Annotated in this window: 15 protein-coding genes and 1 pseudogene; 8 read left to right on the top strand and 8 right to left on the bottom strand. The window is 62.1% G+C overall.

Features of this window, described 5'->3' with window-relative positions; translation table 11 throughout:
- Positions 1–38: 38 nt before the first annotated feature.
- The 6 genes and pseudogenes from fabB to IQK56_RS22540 all read right to left on the bottom strand — a co-directional run bounded on the left by fabB (position 39) and on the right by IQK56_RS22540 (position 6,986).
- Positions 39–1,259 carry a beta-ketoacyl-ACP synthase I gene (fabB, locus tag IQK56_RS22560; RefSeq protein WP_012723103.1) on the bottom strand — a complete coding sequence of 407 codons (1,221 nt, stop codon included), beginning with the start codon at positions 1,257–1,259 and terminating at the stop codon, positions 39–41.
- Positions 1,260–1,270: 11 nt separating this feature from the next.
- Positions 1,271–1,786, bottom strand: coding sequence for a 3-hydroxyacyl-[acyl-carrier-protein] dehydratase FabA (fabA, locus tag IQK56_RS22555; protein WP_010211704.1), 516 nt, complete (start codon positions 1,784–1,786; stop codon positions 1,271–1,273).
- A 249-nt stretch (positions 1,787–2,035) separates the two neighbouring features.
- Entirely contained in the window at positions 2,036–3,643 is a 1,608-nt protein-coding gene (locus IQK56_RS22550) for an ATP-binding protein (RefSeq protein WP_482827685.1), read from the bottom strand.
- A gap of 58 nt (positions 3,644–3,701) precedes the next feature.
- Positions 3,702–3,938 (bottom strand): annotated as a pseudogene (locus tag IQK56_RS31920) (hybrid sensor histidine kinase/response regulator); the annotation flags it as partial.
- The gene (locus IQK56_RS22545; protein WP_193863658.1) at positions 3,935–4,864 is read right to left on the bottom strand and encodes an ABC transporter substrate-binding protein; all 930 of its coding nucleotides are present in this window, start codon (positions 4,862–4,864) and stop codon (positions 3,935–3,937) included. The pseudogene IQK56_RS31920 and the gene IQK56_RS22545, both read right to left, overlap by 4 nt.
- Before the next feature lies 1 nt (position 4,865).
- On the bottom strand, positions 4,866–6,986 hold the full coding sequence (locus IQK56_RS22540) for a TonB-dependent receptor plug domain-containing protein (RefSeq protein ID WP_150675807.1): 2,121 nt from the start codon (positions 6,984–6,986) through the stop codon (positions 4,866–4,868).
- A 195-nt stretch (positions 6,987–7,181) separates the two neighbouring features.
- Here IQK56_RS22540 and IQK56_RS22535 point away from each other — a divergent pair, with 195 nt between their 5' ends.
- From IQK56_RS22535 to IQK56_RS22500, 8 genes are all read left to right on the top strand, one after another.
- Positions 7,182–8,207, top strand: coding sequence for an NAD(P)H-dependent glycerol-3-phosphate dehydrogenase (locus IQK56_RS22535; protein ID WP_032889192.1), 1,026 nt, complete (start codon positions 7,182–7,184; stop codon positions 8,205–8,207).
- 10 nt (positions 8,208–8,217) lie between these two features.
- On the top strand, positions 8,218–8,565 hold the full coding sequence (locus IQK56_RS22530) for a DUF4389 domain-containing protein (RefSeq protein WP_029292722.1): 348 nt from the start codon (positions 8,218–8,220) through the stop codon (positions 8,563–8,565).
- The gene (gene sixA, locus IQK56_RS22525; protein WP_193863659.1) at positions 8,562–9,011 is read left to right on the top strand and encodes a phosphohistidine phosphatase SixA; all 450 of its coding nucleotides are present in this window, start codon (positions 8,562–8,564) and stop codon (positions 9,009–9,011) included. The genes IQK56_RS22530 and sixA overlap by 4 nt, the downstream gene beginning before the upstream one ends.
- 176 nt (positions 9,012–9,187) lie before the next feature.
- Positions 9,188–9,631: a hotdog fold thioesterase gene (locus tag IQK56_RS22520; RefSeq protein ID WP_122306448.1), complete on the top strand. Its 444-nt coding sequence runs from the start codon at positions 9,188–9,190 to the stop codon at positions 9,629–9,631.
- Positions 9,632–9,728: 97 nt separating this feature from the next.
- Entirely contained in the window at positions 9,729–10,532 is an 804-nt protein-coding gene (locus IQK56_RS22515) for an alpha/beta fold hydrolase (protein ID WP_150760969.1), read from the top strand.
- Positions 10,529–11,383 (top strand): alpha/beta hydrolase, encoded by an 855-nt coding sequence (locus IQK56_RS22510; protein WP_150675804.1) that lies wholly within the window; start codon positions 10,529–10,531, stop codon positions 11,381–11,383. Before IQK56_RS22515 ends, IQK56_RS22510 begins: the two co-directional genes overlap by 4 nt.
- A 102-nt stretch (positions 11,384–11,485) precedes the next feature.
- Positions 11,486–12,304: a DUF4892 domain-containing protein gene (locus tag IQK56_RS22505; protein ID WP_193863660.1), complete on the top strand. Its 819-nt coding sequence runs from the start codon at positions 11,486–11,488 to the stop codon at positions 12,302–12,304.
- Between the two features lie 72 nt (positions 12,305–12,376).
- The gene (locus tag IQK56_RS22500; RefSeq protein ID WP_122306452.1) at positions 12,377–13,438 is read left to right on the top strand and encodes an AI-2E family transporter; all 1,062 of its coding nucleotides are present in this window, start codon (positions 12,377–12,379) and stop codon (positions 13,436–13,438) included.
- On the opposite strand, the gene IQK56_RS22495 is transcribed toward IQK56_RS22500, so the two are convergent.
- Together IQK56_RS22495 and IQK56_RS22490 are read right to left on the bottom strand one after the other, a co-directional pair.
- Positions 13,435–14,472, bottom strand: coding sequence for a sensor histidine kinase (locus IQK56_RS22495; RefSeq protein ID WP_122306453.1), 1,038 nt, complete (start codon positions 14,470–14,472; stop codon positions 13,435–13,437). The genes IQK56_RS22500 and IQK56_RS22495 overlap by 4 nt on opposite strands.
- Positions 14,472–14,892 (bottom strand): response regulator transcription factor (locus IQK56_RS22490; RefSeq protein ID WP_193901836.1); only part of this gene is annotated, 421 nt, incomplete at its 5' end. The genes IQK56_RS22495 and IQK56_RS22490, both read right to left, overlap by 1 nt.

Below are 14,892 nucleotides of genomic sequence, written 5' to 3'. Positions count from 1 at the left end.
ACCAGTCGGGGCTTTTTCAGTGGATCAAGCTACAGGTCTTACTTACCCTGCCAGCGTTTCAGCACCAGGGTGGCGTTAGTGCCACCGAAGCCGAAGCTGTTGCTCATCACGGTGTCGATCTTGGCGTTTTCAACGGTCTTGGTCAGGATCGGCATATCGGCGACGACCGGGTCGATCTCGTCGATGTTGGCCGAGCCGGCCATGAAGTTGCCTTCCATCATCAGCAGGCAGTAGATCGCTTCGTGAACGCCGGCGGCGCCCAGGGAGTGACCCGACAGGCTCTTGGTGGAGCTGATGGCCGGGGCCTTGTCGCCGAATACCGCACGCACGCCTTCCATTTCCTTGGCGTCGCCGACCGGAGTCGAAGTGCCGTGGGTGTTCAGGTAGTCGATTGGGGTATCAACGGTGGACATGGCCATCTGCATGCAACGAATGGCACCTTCGCCGCTCGGCGCAACCATGTCGTAGCCGTCGGACGTCGCGCCGTAGCCAACGATTTCCGCGTAGATCTTGGCACCACGGGCCAGGGCGTGTTCCAGCTCTTCGACCACCACCATGCCGCCGCCGCCGGCGATGACGAAACCGTCACGCTTGGCGTCGTAGGCGCGGGAGGCTTTTTCCGGGGTTTCGTTGTACTGGGTGGACAGTGCGCCCATGGCGTCGAACAGGAACGACTGGCTCCAATGTTCTTCTTCACCGCCGCCGGCGAACACGATGTCCTGCTTGCCCAGCTGGATCTGCTCGACCGCAGTACCGATGCAGTGAGCACTGGTGGCGCAGGCCGAGGAGATCGAGTAGTTGACGCCCTTGATGGCGAACGGCGTGGCCAGGCAGGCCGAAACGGTGCTGCCCATGGTCCGTGTTACACGGTACGGGCCAACGCGCTTCACGCCTTTTTCGCGCAGGATGTCCAGCGCTTCCATCTGGTTCAGGGTGGATGCGCCGCCCGAACCGGCGATCAGGCCGGTGCGTACGTTCGATACCTGGTCTTCGCTCAGGCCGGAGTCGGCAATGGCGTCTTTCATGGCCAGGTAGGCGTAGGCGGCAGCGTGGCCGACGAAGCGATAGATCTTGCGATCGATCAGCTCTTCGAGGGGCAGGTCGATGGAGCCGGAAACCTGGCTACGCAGACCCATTTCGGCATATTCCGGGTTGAAGCGGATGCCAGGGCGACTTGCACGCAGGTTAGCGGTGACGGTCTCTTTGTCATTGCCCAGGCAAGAAACGATGCCCAGACCAGTGATAACGACGCGGCGCATGCGGATAACCCTTAAAAGTTGTCAGTGGAAGTGAATACGCCGACCCGAAGGCCTTCGGCAGTATAGATCTCGCGACCGTCGACGCTCACCGAACCATCGGCGATGGCCAGGTTCAGCTTGCCCTTGAGGACGCGCTTGATCTGAATGTTGTAGGTGACTTTCTTGGCGGTCGGCAGGACCTGGCCAAAGAATTTCACTTCGCCCGAACCCAGGGCGCGGCCACGGCCCGGCAAGCCTTGCCAGCCGAGGAAGAAACCGACCAGTTGCCACATGGCATCAAGGCCCAGGCAACCTGGCATTACAGGATCGCCTTCGAAATGGCAGGCGAAGAACCACAGGTCCGGGGTGATATCCAGCTCGGCGACCAATTCACCTTTGCCGTACTTGCCACCCTCTTCGCTGATATGGGTGATGCGATCCACCATCAGCATGTTCGGGGCGGGCAGTTGCGCGTTACCTGGGCCGAACAGCTCACCGCGACTGCAGCGCAGCAGGTCTTCCCGAGTAAAGGCGTTTTGTTTGGTCATGCGAGCTCCTCAATAATCCCATGCGGCAGGGTAGGGCAAATCTTCCCGAACCGAATGAAGCGTTCATGCCTCATGTCGGCAGCCTACACATAGACTATTGCGTTGTAGTGAAAGTCACAGCGTTAGGCACTGAATGTACACTTGTTCACTGAAATTTTAAACCGGGCCCGTTTAAGGGGTCCGTTCGGGTGCCTAAGACTGCCGCACTTTCGTCTTTCACGCCAGTCGGACTTGGTTGATGGCGCAGCGCTATTGCACCCAACGCTGCAGGATTTGCTGCAAATCCGTGCGTTTGAACGGCTTCGCCAGGTAATCGTTCATGCCTGCCGCCAGGCAGGCTTCGCGGTCGCCCTGCAAGGCGTTGGCCGTGAGGGCGATGATCGGCAGGTCGGCACAACCCGGCAAGTGGCGAATCTGCCTTGTGGCTTCGTAGCCATCGATCAGCGGCAGTCGGCAATCCATCAGGATCGCCGTGAAAATCAGGCTTTCGGCACTGCGGATCGCTTCGGCACCGTCAGTGGCGAGGCTCACTTCAAACCCCAGGCTGCGCAGCATGGCTTCCACCACGGTGCGGTTGACGGGGTTGTCTTCCACCAGCAGCACATGACGGCCATCGCCGGCGCTGTGTTTGCCATCGGCATCCACAGCCACCGCAGGCAGGCTGTGTTGGTCGATTGCCAGGGGAATTTCCAGGGTAAACACCGAACCACGGCCTTCTTCGCTCTGGGCGCGCAGGGTGCCGCCCATGCGTTCGGCCAGGGTGCGGGCGATGGGCAGGCCCAAACCCGTGCCGCCGTAACGTCTTGAAATGGAACTGTCGGCCTGCTGGAACGCATCGAACATCAATTCCAGGCGCTCAGCGGAAATTCCGATGCCGCTGTCACGCACCGTGCAGGTGAACCACACCAGCTCATGGTCGAGCGTTTGCCAGTGGGGCTCAACGCTGATGCTGCCGTGCTCGGTGAACTTCAAGGCGTTGCCGATCAGGTTCACCAGAATCTGGCGGATCCGCGTCGGATCGCCTTGTACCCGGAGTGCATCCATGCCTGGCGGGATCGGCAGCTTGAGTTCCAATCCACGCTGCTGGGCGTTGTGCTGAAACGCCTGGGCGCAGCTGTTGATCAGGTCGGCCAGGTTGAACGAAATATGTTCCAGTTCCAGCGCCTCGCGTTCAATGCGCGAGAAGTCGAGGATATCGTTGATCACCTTGAGCAAGTGCTCGGTGGACTCGGAGGCCAGCGCCGCGTATTCGGTCTGCTCCTCGGTCATCTCGGTGGTTTCCAGCAGTTGCAGCATGCCCAGTACGCCGTTCATCGGCGTGCGCAGTTCGTGGCTCATCATGGCCAGGAAGTCCGACTTCGCATTGTTGGCGCGCTCGGCTTCTTCACGGGTCTGGATCAGTTGGGCCATGGCCTGCTGCTGTTCACGACTGGCCTGGTTGAGGCCTTCGGCCAAATTGTTGATGTGTCGCGAAAGGTCGCCCAGCTCCGAATCATCGACAATCGGCAGCGGCGTCTTGTAGTCGCCTTGCTGGATCGCCTTGACCGCATGGCCCATGGCGCTGATCGGTTGCGACAGGCTGGCGGCCAGGCGTCGGGCGAGCAGGAAGGTGAAGAGCAGGGCGAACAGCGCCAGGATGCCCGCCTTGAACAGAATCTCCTGTTGGCGCTGGCTGAAGGCGTCATTGGACATGCCGACAATTACCCGTCCCAGGTAATCCGCACGCGGCGCCTTGGATTCGCTGAGGTTGTCCTGGAAAAAGTCGTTGCCCAGCTGGATATGTTGCAGGCGAATCGGCGCCTGGAACACTTTCACCGACAGCGAGCGGTCGTGTGTTTCCGAGGGCTGCTTCGACATACACCAGAATGTTTTCACCGCTGTCCTGAATTTCCAGAAAGCGTACATGGGGCGTGGCCAGCGTCGCGCGCAGGAGGCTCTCAAGTACATCGTTGTTGCCCGAGATCACGCCGTATTCGGTGGCCGGTGCCAATTGGTTGGCGATCAACTGGCCCGTGTGGTCCAGTTCCTGGCGCAGGTCCTGGATACGCACGAAGGTGAAGAAGCTGATCAGCAGCAACGTCAGCAACAGCGCCGGACCGAGGGTGATGAGCTGGGTGCGGGTGTTGATGTCCCAACGACGGCGCAAGGTCATGGGCGTTTTTCTCCTTCGGCCAATCGGGCGGCGACGCTGGCTTCGTCTACCTGTTCAATGCCCAGTGAGCGTGCGACTTGCGGGTTGCCCACGACTTTGAAGTGTTCGGGGTAGAGCGCGTGCGGCCAACTGGCGGGCGGCTGGTCCAACAGGCGGTCGAGTACCGCCAGCCAGTCGGCCTGGTCGCTGTAGGTGCTGGCCAGGCTGCCGGCACGCACAAAACCGGCATTCGGGCCCACCAGCGGCAATTGCTGGGCATAGCTGCTCAGCAGCAGGTTCTTGGCGGTCTTGGGGTTGTACAGCAGCGGATCGTCGAGGCCGAGCAGCACGTCACTGTCTCTGAACAGGGCCTGCAGCGGACGGCTGTCGTTGATGTTGTCCCAGCGCTGGGGCTCGATCTCCAGCTCCAGGGCCTCTGCATAGCGGCGCAGCTCAGGCAGCAGGAATTCACTCTCGGTGCTGTAGAGCACGCCGATGCGCTGCGCCTGAGGCAGGATGCTGGTGGTCAGGTGCAATTGGCGCTCCAGCGGCGGATCGCTCCACAACAGGCTGATCCGCGCATGCCGGGATGCCTCCGGACGCTGATGGGCCTGTAGCCGGCTGATGCGCAGCACCAGGGTCGGCGGGCCCTGGGGATCCTGCAGGCGCCAGTCCAGGCCAGGCAGGTCCAGCAGGATCAAGCGCGTGCTGGCAGGCAAGTGGCTGGGTGAGGACAAGTCCTTGAGGGGCGTGAAGGTGACGTGGTCTTCGGGGCGTTGCCGGGCCAGGGCCTGGGTAAAGGTTTGCACCCCTGCGCCGTCTTCGTCGGCGGTCAGCAGGATCTCGGCACTCCACGCCGGTGCGGCCAGCCACAGGCAGGCCAGCAGCACGGCGCGTCGGCAGCACTGATAGATAAAGAAGCGGGTCATCCGTGACGAGTCGCCCATGTCAGAACTCTAACTCCGCGCTGAAGTAGAGGACGTGGCGATGGTCGTAAGTGTTGTCGGCCCAGGTGGTGGGCTGGTTGTCGAGACGTTGTTGCAGCATGCCGGCCAGCTCCACGTTGGCTTTGCCCAGGGCAATGCGCTTGGCCACCCGCAGGTCGACCCGTTCGAAGCGATATTGATTGAGTGCGTCGTCGCCATAGTAGAACAGCGCGCTCGACCAGCCCCGGCCCCATTCGCGCAACCAGCCGGCGGAGCCACTGTTGCGCGCCGTCTGGGCTTTGTCCTGTGGGTTGCTGGTGGTGGCGTCGACGTAAGCATAGGTCAGCCGCAAACGGTCGGCGTTACTCACCCGCCAGTCGAACTGCGACTCGGCTCCGGTAAACCGCGAGCTGTTGGCGTTGCTGGCGATGTATTGGTTATTGCGCAGGGGCGAGCTGATCATGTCGGTGATTTCGTCGTAGAACAGTTTCACGTCCATGGTCAGCCCGATGTCGGCAAAGAACCCGTTGTAACCCAGTTCTCGCGAGCGCATCAGTTCTTTGTCGAGATTGCCCGGCCCACGGGTCTTCACGAAGTACTGCCCGGTGCTTTGCCCGTACGCCGGGGAGCTGAGGTTGGTGACGCGGTAGCTCCAGTTGACGTTGTTTTCGAACATGTCCGGCGAACGGATCGCCTCGGAATACACCGCGCGCAGGCCATGGCGCGGGTTGATCAAATAGTTGACCGCTACCCGTGGCGTCAGCGAGTGGCCGCTCAGGTGCGTGTCTTCGAACATGGCGCCGCCTTGCAGCAACCAATGCTCGCTGGCGCGCCATTCCAACTGGCCGAACAGGCGCCAAGTGGTGTCGTCCAGGGTGCCGTTGAAGTAGGTGTCGGAGTCGGCGCGGTCATAGCGGTAGTTCATGCCGCTGACCAGGCGCAGGCTGTCGGACAGGCTGAGGGTGTCTTGAATCTCCAGGTCGTAACGGCTTTCGCGGGTGCTTTGGTTGATGTCACCGCATACGCTCTGGTTGGCGCCGTTGCGCCATTGGTCCAACACCTGATTGGCCAAGGCTTGCTCGGCGGCACTGCCTGGCGGCGCGGAACCCTGGCTGTAGGTGTCCATGTGCCGGGCCAGCAATTCGGCGTAGTTGGGGTTGAGTTGCCACAACTGTGTCAGCTCGGGGCTGAACGAGACCTTGGCGTCGCAGGCCTTCCAGATTTGCTGGCGGTCCCACTGCTGGGCCGAGCCCTGGATATACAGGCTGTGTTCGGGGTTGAAATCGATGTTCCAGCGCAGGGAGCCGGCGTAGTCCTTGGCCGTGACGTCGGAGTTATTACCGCCCTCGGTAATCCCCGCAAATACTGGCGTGTAGGTATACGGCCGCTGATTGGTGCCTTCCTTCGCATCCAGTTGCCAGTCGATGCTTTGCTGTGCGTTCAGCGTCTGACTCACTGCCAGGCTGAAGCGATTGAGTCGGCGGCTGTCACGGCGGTCGGCACCGGCGGCATCGCTGTCGAAGCCATCGTCCTGTTGTCCGGACAGTGACAGGCGCAAATCACCGGTTTCCCAGCCCACGCCCTGGCTGGCATAGAAATCGTTGATCCCGTGTTCGCCGCGAATCACCTTCACCCGTGATCCGTGGCTGTTGGCCGGTGAGCGCGTAAGAATATTCACCACCGCCATCAGCGCATTGGCGCCGTAGCTGACGGTATTGGGGCCGCGGAACACTTCGATGCGCTCGATATCCTCCATGGCCACCGGAATGTCACTCCAGTCCACCGTGGCCAGGCCGGCGCGGTACACCGAGCGCCCGTCGATCAAGACCTGCATGCGTCGCGCATCGTTGGCGCTGGTGCCGTGGTAGTTCACCGCCGCCTGGTTGCCGGTGGTGTAGCCGACCATCATTCCCGGCACCAGGCGCAGCAGTTCGCTGATGTCCCGTGCGCCGCTGGCTTTGATCAGTTCGCTGTCGATCACGGTCATGCTGCCGGGCACGGCGGCGGCCGATTGCTTGAGGCGCGTGGCGGTCAAGACCTGCGGCAGCGGCTGGCTGTCAAGGAACAGGTCGTCAGCCAATACCGAGGTACTGCACAACAGCAGCAGCAATAGAGATGAGTGGGAAGGAGGGCCCAAATACACGACACGGCCTTGATAATGACGGATAGCCGACCATGTTAACTGAGGCGGGGCCATTTGCCATTCGCCGCACTTGCAATTACGTCACACGCACCTGGCATTTTCCGACAGGCGCACGATTTGATTCGGGGGCTGGTCGCAAGCAGGTCGCCCCGTATAATGCCGCCATCGCCACTGGTATGGATTAACGGATTGCATATGACTGAACAGCGCCCTATTGCGGTCCTGGGAGGCGGAAGTTTTGGTACCGCCGTGGCAAACCTGCTGGCCGAGAACGGTCACGCGGTGCGCCAGTGGATGCGCGATCCCGAGCAGGCCGAGGCCATTCGCGTGCATCGGGAAAACCCCCGTTACCTCAAAGGCATCAAGATTCATCCGGCGGTCGAGCCGGTCACCGACCTGCTGGCCACCCTGACGGACTGCGACCTGTGTTTTGTCGCGCTGCCCTCCAGCGCCTTGCGCTCGGTGTTGGCGCCCCACGCCGAACGCCTGGCGGGCAAGATGCTGGTCAGCCTGACCAAGGGCATCGAGGCGCAGACCTTCAAGTTGATGAGCGAAATCCTTGAAGAAATTGCCCCTCAGGCACGCATCGGCGTGTTGTCCGGGCCGAACCTGGCGCGGGAAGTCGCCGAGCACGCGCTGACCGCCACCGTGGTCGCCAGCGAAGACGAAGCGCTGTGCGAGCGCGTCCAGGCGGTGCTGCATGGTCGTACTTTCCGTGTGTATGCCAGTAGCGATCGTTTCGGCGTCGAGTTGGGTGGTGCGCTCAAGAACGTCTACGCGATCATCGCCGGCATGGCGGTGGCCCTGGGTATGGGCGAAAACACCAAGAGCATGCTGATCACCCGCGCCTTGGCCGAGATGACGCGCTTTGCGGTGAATCAGGGCGCCAACCCGATGACCTTCCTCGGCCTCGCAGGCGTGGGCGACCTGATCGTCACGTGCTCGTCGCCGAAAAGCCGTAACTACCAAGTGGGTTTCGCCCTGGGCCAAGGCTTGAGCCTGGAAGACGCGGTGACGCGCCTGGGCGAAGTGGCCGAAGGCGTCAACACCCTCAAGGTGCTCAAGGCGAAGGCCCAGGAGGTGGGCGTGTACATGCCGCTGGTCGCGGGGCTGCACGCGATCCTGTTCGAAGGGCGCACCTTGAACCAGGTCATCGAGTTGCTGATGCGCGCCGAGCCGAAAACCGATGTCGACTTTATTTCCACAAGTGGTTTCAACTGAGGAACGCGTCATGAACGATCCGAAAGCAGCTCCCAAGTACGAATCCATTGTCCTGCGCATCCTGTGGATGCTGGTGTTTGCCCTGGTGTGGCAAGTCGCGCAGTTCATTCTCGGCGCGCTGGTCGTGGTGCAACTGATCTATCGCTTGATCTACGGCGCACCGAACCTGGGCCTGATGAATTTTGGCGACAGCCTCAGCCAGTTCCTCGCCCAGATCGGCCGCTTCGGCAGCTTCCATAGCGAGCAGAAGCCTTGGCCCTTCGCCGACTGGCCAACCCCGCGCGCGCCCGAGGGCGAAGCCGCCCACAGCGTGCCCCCGGCGCCGCACCCAGTGCGCGATGAAGAGCCAAAACTGTGAAGTTGTGGATTTTGCGCCACGGCGAGGCCCAAGGGCATGCGCGTACAGATGCCGAACGCACTCTGACTGAGCATGGCCGTGGCGAAGTGTTGCGCAGTGCTGCGCATCTGATTGGCCAGCCGCTGAGCGCCATTATCGCCAGCCCCTACGTGCGGGCGCAGCAAACCGCGCAACTGGTAAGAGAGGCGCTGGGGTTTGAGCCAGAAATCCGCACGGTGCCGTGGCTGACGCCGGAGGGTGATTCACAGCAGGTGCTGGAAAAACTCGACACGGATGACAACGTGCTGCTGGTCAGTCATCAACCCTTGGTCGGCAGCTTGATCAGCTTTTTGCAGCATGGCCACCCACGCCAGCCAGAACCGATGTACACCGCCAGCCTGGCGGAACTGGAGGGCGACTTCCCGCTGGCGGGGCTGATGAGCCTGGTGAGTGTGAAGAACCCGTAGGCTATATCGCTGCTTTATCCCCGCTGGGTGTAAACGGCTGTGCGGCGCCGATCTTGGAGATCAGGCCGAACCTGATCGAGTCGATCGTCGGCTGAGATTTTCCAGACTGGAACGAGCGTTCCGGTGCGGTTGTGTGGCAGGATTAGGGCCGTAATAAAACCAACAAGGACAATCGCATGAGCCTGTGGCGCAACCCACCGAATATAGAACAACTCAACGCCAGCCAGAAAAACACCATCGGTGAACTGCTGGATATCCGCTTTGAAAGCTTCGACGACGAATCCCTGACTGCCAGCATGGTGGTCGATCACCGCACCCATCAGCCTTATGGTCTGCTGCACGGCGGCGCTTCGGTGGTGCTGGCCGAAAGCGTTGGCTCCATGGCGGCTTATCTGTGCATCGACGGGAGCAAGTTCTATTGCGTAGGCCTGGAGATCAACGCCAATCACCTGCGTGGTGTGCGCAGCGGGCGAGTGACGGCGGTGGCCAGGGCGATCCATATCGGGCGCACCACGCAGGTGTGGGACATCCGCCTGACCACCGAAGATGGCAAGGTCAACTGCGTTTCCCGCCTGACCATGGCTGTGGTACCGCTGGGCGAGAACCCGCCGGCGCGATAGGCGTGGCGTGAGTGTCATCATTCCTGGCAGTTACAGTCATTGCTGTGCTGCCCAGGCATGGTGACAATCAATCTCTGTTTTTGTAGATGGGTCCGGTATGTCGCAGCACGTGTTTTTTGCCCACGCCAATGGCTTCCCTTCGGCCACCTACGGCAAGCTGTTTGCCGCCCTGGCCCCGGAATACACAGTGGCTCACCTGCCACAGCACGGTCACGATCCCAGGTTCCCGGTGGACGATAACTGGCAGAACCTGGTGGACGAGTTGATCCACCATCTGGAGCAGCAGCCGGAACCGGTGTGGGGTGTGGGCCACTCCCTGGGCGGCGTGTTGCATTTGCACGCGGCCATGCGTTGCCCGCAGCTGTATCGCGGTGTGGTGATGCTCGATTCTCCGGTATTGACGCGTGCGGACCGCTGGGTGATCCGCGCCGCCAAGCGCTTCGGTTTTATCGACCGCCTGACCCCGGCCGGCCGCACCCTGGGCCGTCGTGAAGAGTTCAGCGACCTCGACGCAGCGCGTAGCTATTTTGCCGGTAAGACCCTGTTCCGTGGCTTCGACCCGGAATGCTTCGACGCTTACCTGCAACATGGACTGTATCAAGCGGGCGACCGACTGCGCCTGCGCTTCGACCCGGCCACCGAAATCAGCATCTACCGTGGCGTGCCCCACACCAGCCCCGGTCAGGTGCGCCAGTTGAAGGTGCCGCTGGCGGTGGTGCGCGGTCGCCAGAGCCGGGTGGTGATGCGTCACCATGCCAGCGGGGTCGACCGTCTGCCCATGGGCGAAATGCTCACCATGCCCGGCGGCCACATGTTCCCCCTCGAACGCCCCCAGGACACCGCGACCTTGATCAAAACCCTGTTTACCCGCTGGGAAGCCCGTGAGCGCAGTTGCGCATGAGCACCCCGGTCGAAGAAGTGCGCCTGAGCCTGCCCCATATCGAATTGGCTGCCCATCTGTTTGGTCCCGAAGACGGCTTGCCGGTGATTGCCCTGCATGGCTGGCTGGACAATGCCAACAGCTTTGCGCGCCTGGCGCCCAAGCTCACGGGCTTGCGTATCGTGGCGCTGGACATGGCTGGCCATGGGCATTCGGCGCACCGTCCTACGGGTGCCGGTTATGCGTTGTGGGATTACGTCCACGACGTACTGCAAGTCGCTGAGCAACTGGGCTGGAAACGTTTTGCATTACTTGGCCATTCCCTCGGTGCCATCGTTTCTCTGGTGCTGGCCGGCGCCATGCCGGAACGGGTGACTCACCTTGGATTGATCGACGGCGTGATCCCACCCACCGCCAGTGGCGAGAACGCTGCCGAGCGTTTGGGCATGGCCTTGCAGGCGCAATTGAACCTGCAGGACAAGCGTAAGCCGGTCTACAGCACCTTGGACCGAGCGGTCGAAGCGCGCATGAAAGGCTTGGTGGCCGTCAGCCGTGAAGCCGCCGAGCTGCTGGCCCAGCGCGGTTTGATGCCGGTTCCGGGTGGTTACACCTGGCGCTCGGACAGTCGACTGACCCTGGCTTCACCGCTGCGTCTGACCGATGAGCAGGCGATGGCTTTCGTGCGGCGTGTGGGCTGCCCTACGCAGTTGGTGGTCGCCGCTGACGGCATGTTGGCGAAACATCCCGAATTGCTTTCCCAGCTACCCTTTACGGTAACCACGCTGCCAGGCGGCCATCATTTGCACCTGAATGATGAGCCGGGTGCGGTCCTTGTTGCAGACTGTTTCAATCGGTTCTTCTCCGCGCCTTGACTTGGGGCGGTCAACTGCCGAGGCTGGGCGGATTGAAAGGGAGTCAACCATGAATGTTTTCAACACCGCTGTGACCTCCAATGGCCAGGGCTCGTTGAGCTTATGAGCGTGCGTAACGGCTGTATCCGTATCCTCGGGCTGAGCCTGTTCAGCCCACTGGTGTTCGCCGCCGACGTACCGGGCAGCCAGGACCTGCCCGCCGTGGCCCGGCAGGTCGACGCACAAATCGTCGATTACCGCCCCGCTGAAGAAAAAGAACGCATCTACCCCATGGGCGCGATCCGCAAGATCAGCGGCCAACTGCGCTATGAAGGCCAGGCCACCGCCCGGGGCCAAGCCACGGCGATTACCTACGAACTGCCCGCCGAACACAGCTCCGACGCTGCATTTACCTCTACCCGCGAAGCCTTGCAGGCCAAGGGCGCGCAGCTGTTGTTCTGGTGCAAGGCCCGTGACTGTGGTGAAAGCAGCCTGTGGGCCAACGAGATCTTCGGCAATGCCAAGCTGGTCGGCGCCGATGGCCAGCAGGAATACCTGCTGCTGCGCCTGGCGGCCCCGCAGGACAATTCCCTGGTGGCGCTGTACGGCATCACCCGAGGCAACCGCCGCGCCTATCTGCATGTAGAACAACTGGACGCCAGCGCACCGCTGGGCGACCTGTTGCCCACCTCCGCCACCTTGTTGCGCGAGTTGAAAAGCACCGGCGAACTGGACCTTCCAGTGCTGGGCGCCGAGCCTGACGACACCTGGCTGACGCTGATCTCCCGTGGCTTGAACCTCGACACCACCTTGCGCGTCAGCCTGTCCGGGCCCACTGCCGAAGCCTGGCGCCAGGCCCTGGTCGACAAGGGCGTGCGCGCTGCGCGCCTGGAAACCGGTACCGGTGAAACCAAAGGCCTGCACCTGCATCTGATACGCTGACCTCATATAAGGCGAACGGACCCGAGCCGTTCGCCTAAGCTTTCTTCCTACAGCCTTTTTCCGAGATACCCCATGCTTAATAACGATCGCCTGCTGGTGCAAATCCTGCTGCTGGTGCTGTTTGGTGCCAGTTTCTGGGTGATGGCGCCGTTCTGGTCGGCGCTGTTCTGGGGCGCGGTGCTGGCGTTTGCCAGTTGGCCGTTGATGGTGCTGCTGACGCGCTGGCTGGGTGGCCGTGAATCCCTGGCCGCTGGCATCCTGACCCTGGGCTGGATGCTGTTGGTGGCGGTGCCGCTGGTGTGGCTGGGCTTCAACCTGGCGGACCATGTGCGCGATGCGGTGGCGTTGATCAAGGATATCCAGGTCGACGGGCTGCCCGAGGCGCCGACCTGGCTGGGCTCAATCCCCTTTGCAGGGGAGCGCTTGGTCGGGATGTGGAACAGCATCGACGAGCAGGGCGCGGCGCTGATGGTCAGCATCAAGCCGTACCTGGGCCAGGTGGGCAACTGGCTGCTGGCGCGCAGTGCGCAGATCGGCGGCGGTATCCTTGAGCTGACCCTGAGCCTGGTGTTCGTGTTCTTTTTCTATCGCGATGGGCCACGGTTGGCGATGTTCGTCCATCGGCTGCTCGAACGCTTGATCGGTGAGCGTGCCGGTTATTACATCGAATTGGTCGCAGGGACCGTACAACGGGTCGTCAATGGCGTGATCGGCACCGCCGCCGCCCAGGCCGTGCTGGCGCTGATCGGCTTCTGGATTGCCGGAGTGCCTGGCGCGCTGGTGCTGGGTATCGTGACCTTCCTGCTCAGCCTGATTCCCATGGGGCCGCCGTTGGTGTGGATCCCGGCCACGGCGTGGCTGGCCTGGAAGGGCGATTACACCTACGCGGTGTTCCTGGGCGTGTGGGGGACGTTCATCATCAGTGGCGTGGACAACGTGCTCAAGCCGTACCTGATCAGCCGTGGCGGCAATCTGCCGCTGGTGATTGTGTTGCTCGGGGTGTTCGGCGGCTTGATCGCGTTTGGTTTTATCGGCCTGTTTATCGGCCCGACCCTGTTGGCCGTGGCGTACAGCCTGTTGATGGATTGGAGCGCGACCCAGGCTCAAGGGCGACGCGAAGACAAACCTCTCTAAGCCCTGGGCAGCCACATCACGGCGGTCAAACCGCCGCCTGGGGTTTCCTCCAGGCTCAGGCGACCGCCGAGGCGCTCAGCGGCGTCCTTGGAAATCGTCATGCCCAGGCCGACGCCACCGGAATTGCGGTTGCGTGAGCCTTCCAGGCGGAAGAAGGGCTCGAATACGGCTTCGCGCTTATCGGCCGCAATTCCCGGGCCGTGGTCGATCACGCGGATGATCAGGGCTTCACGGCTATCCTCCAGTTCAACCCGCGCCGTGCCGGCATAGCGCAAGGCGTTGTCGATCAAGTTGTTCAAGCACGAGCGCAGGGCCATCGGTTGCACCTGTAATGGCACGCAAGTGCCGGCGAACTGCACGTCGCAGCCCTGGTCCTGGGCGTTTTCACTCAGTGATTCCACCAGCGCCTGCACATCCAGCCAATGCCGGGTTTCGCTGGTGCGCTGCTCGTGCAGGTAGCTCAGGGTGGCATCAAGCATGCCGATCATGTCGTCCAGGTCCTGGCGCATCTGGCCCTGCAGCCTGGTGTCGTCGATCTGCTCCAGGCGCAGCTTGAGGCGCGACAGCGGAGTGCGCAGGTCGTGGGAGACGGCGCCGAGCATGCGTGCACGTTGGCTGACTTGTTCGCGGATACGCTTTTGCATCAGGTTGAAGGTAAAGGCGGCCTGCCGCGCTTCCCGCGGGCCGGATTCGTCGAGAGGCGGGCTGTCGAGGTCCAGGCTCAAGCGTTCCGCCGCTTCGCTCAGGCGCTGGATCGGTCGGCTCAGCAGTTTGGCGCCGTACCAAGCGGCAATGATCAGTGAGAAGAACTGAAAGGTCAGGGGCACCACCGGGCCGCCAAACCAAGGGCGCGTGCGTCCCTCACGCATGGGCACCATTCTCCCGTCCGGCTGCTCGACGAAGTGCACCGGTGGCGGCGGTGGCGGTTGCCCGTAATAGTGAAACCAGAAGAACGCGAGCAAATGGGCCAGCACAATCGCCACCAGCAATACGCCGAACAGCCGACCGAACAGCGTATTGAAGGGGGCACGCATCAGCCGATATCCCGCGCGTCAAACAGGTAGCCTTCGCCGCGCACGGTCTTTATCAACTGCGGCGCCTTGGGGTCATCCCCCAGTTTCTGGCGCAGGCGCGAGACCAGCAGGTCGATGCTGCGATCAAACGCTTCGATGGACCGACCACGGGCGGCATCCAGCAACTGCTCGCGACTCAACACCCGGCGCGGGCGCTCGATAAACACCCACAACAGACGGAACTCGGCGTTGGACAGCGGCACTACAAGGCCATCGTCCGCCACCAGTTGGCGCAGCACGCTGTTGAGGCGCCAGTTGTCGAAGCGGATATTGGCGCGCTGCTCGGTGCGGTCATCGCGTACGCGGCGCAGGATGGTCTGGATACGTGCCACCAGTTCGCGTGGTTCGAACGGCTTGGACATGTAGTCGTCGGCGCCCAGC

The organism is Pseudomonas cyclaminis, assembly GCF_015163715.1.
In the GTDB taxonomy this organism is placed as follows: Bacteria; Pseudomonadota; Gammaproteobacteria; order Pseudomonadales; family Pseudomonadaceae; genus Aquipseudomonas; species Aquipseudomonas cyclaminis.
This window is presented reverse-complemented; position numbering and strand designations above follow the sequence as displayed.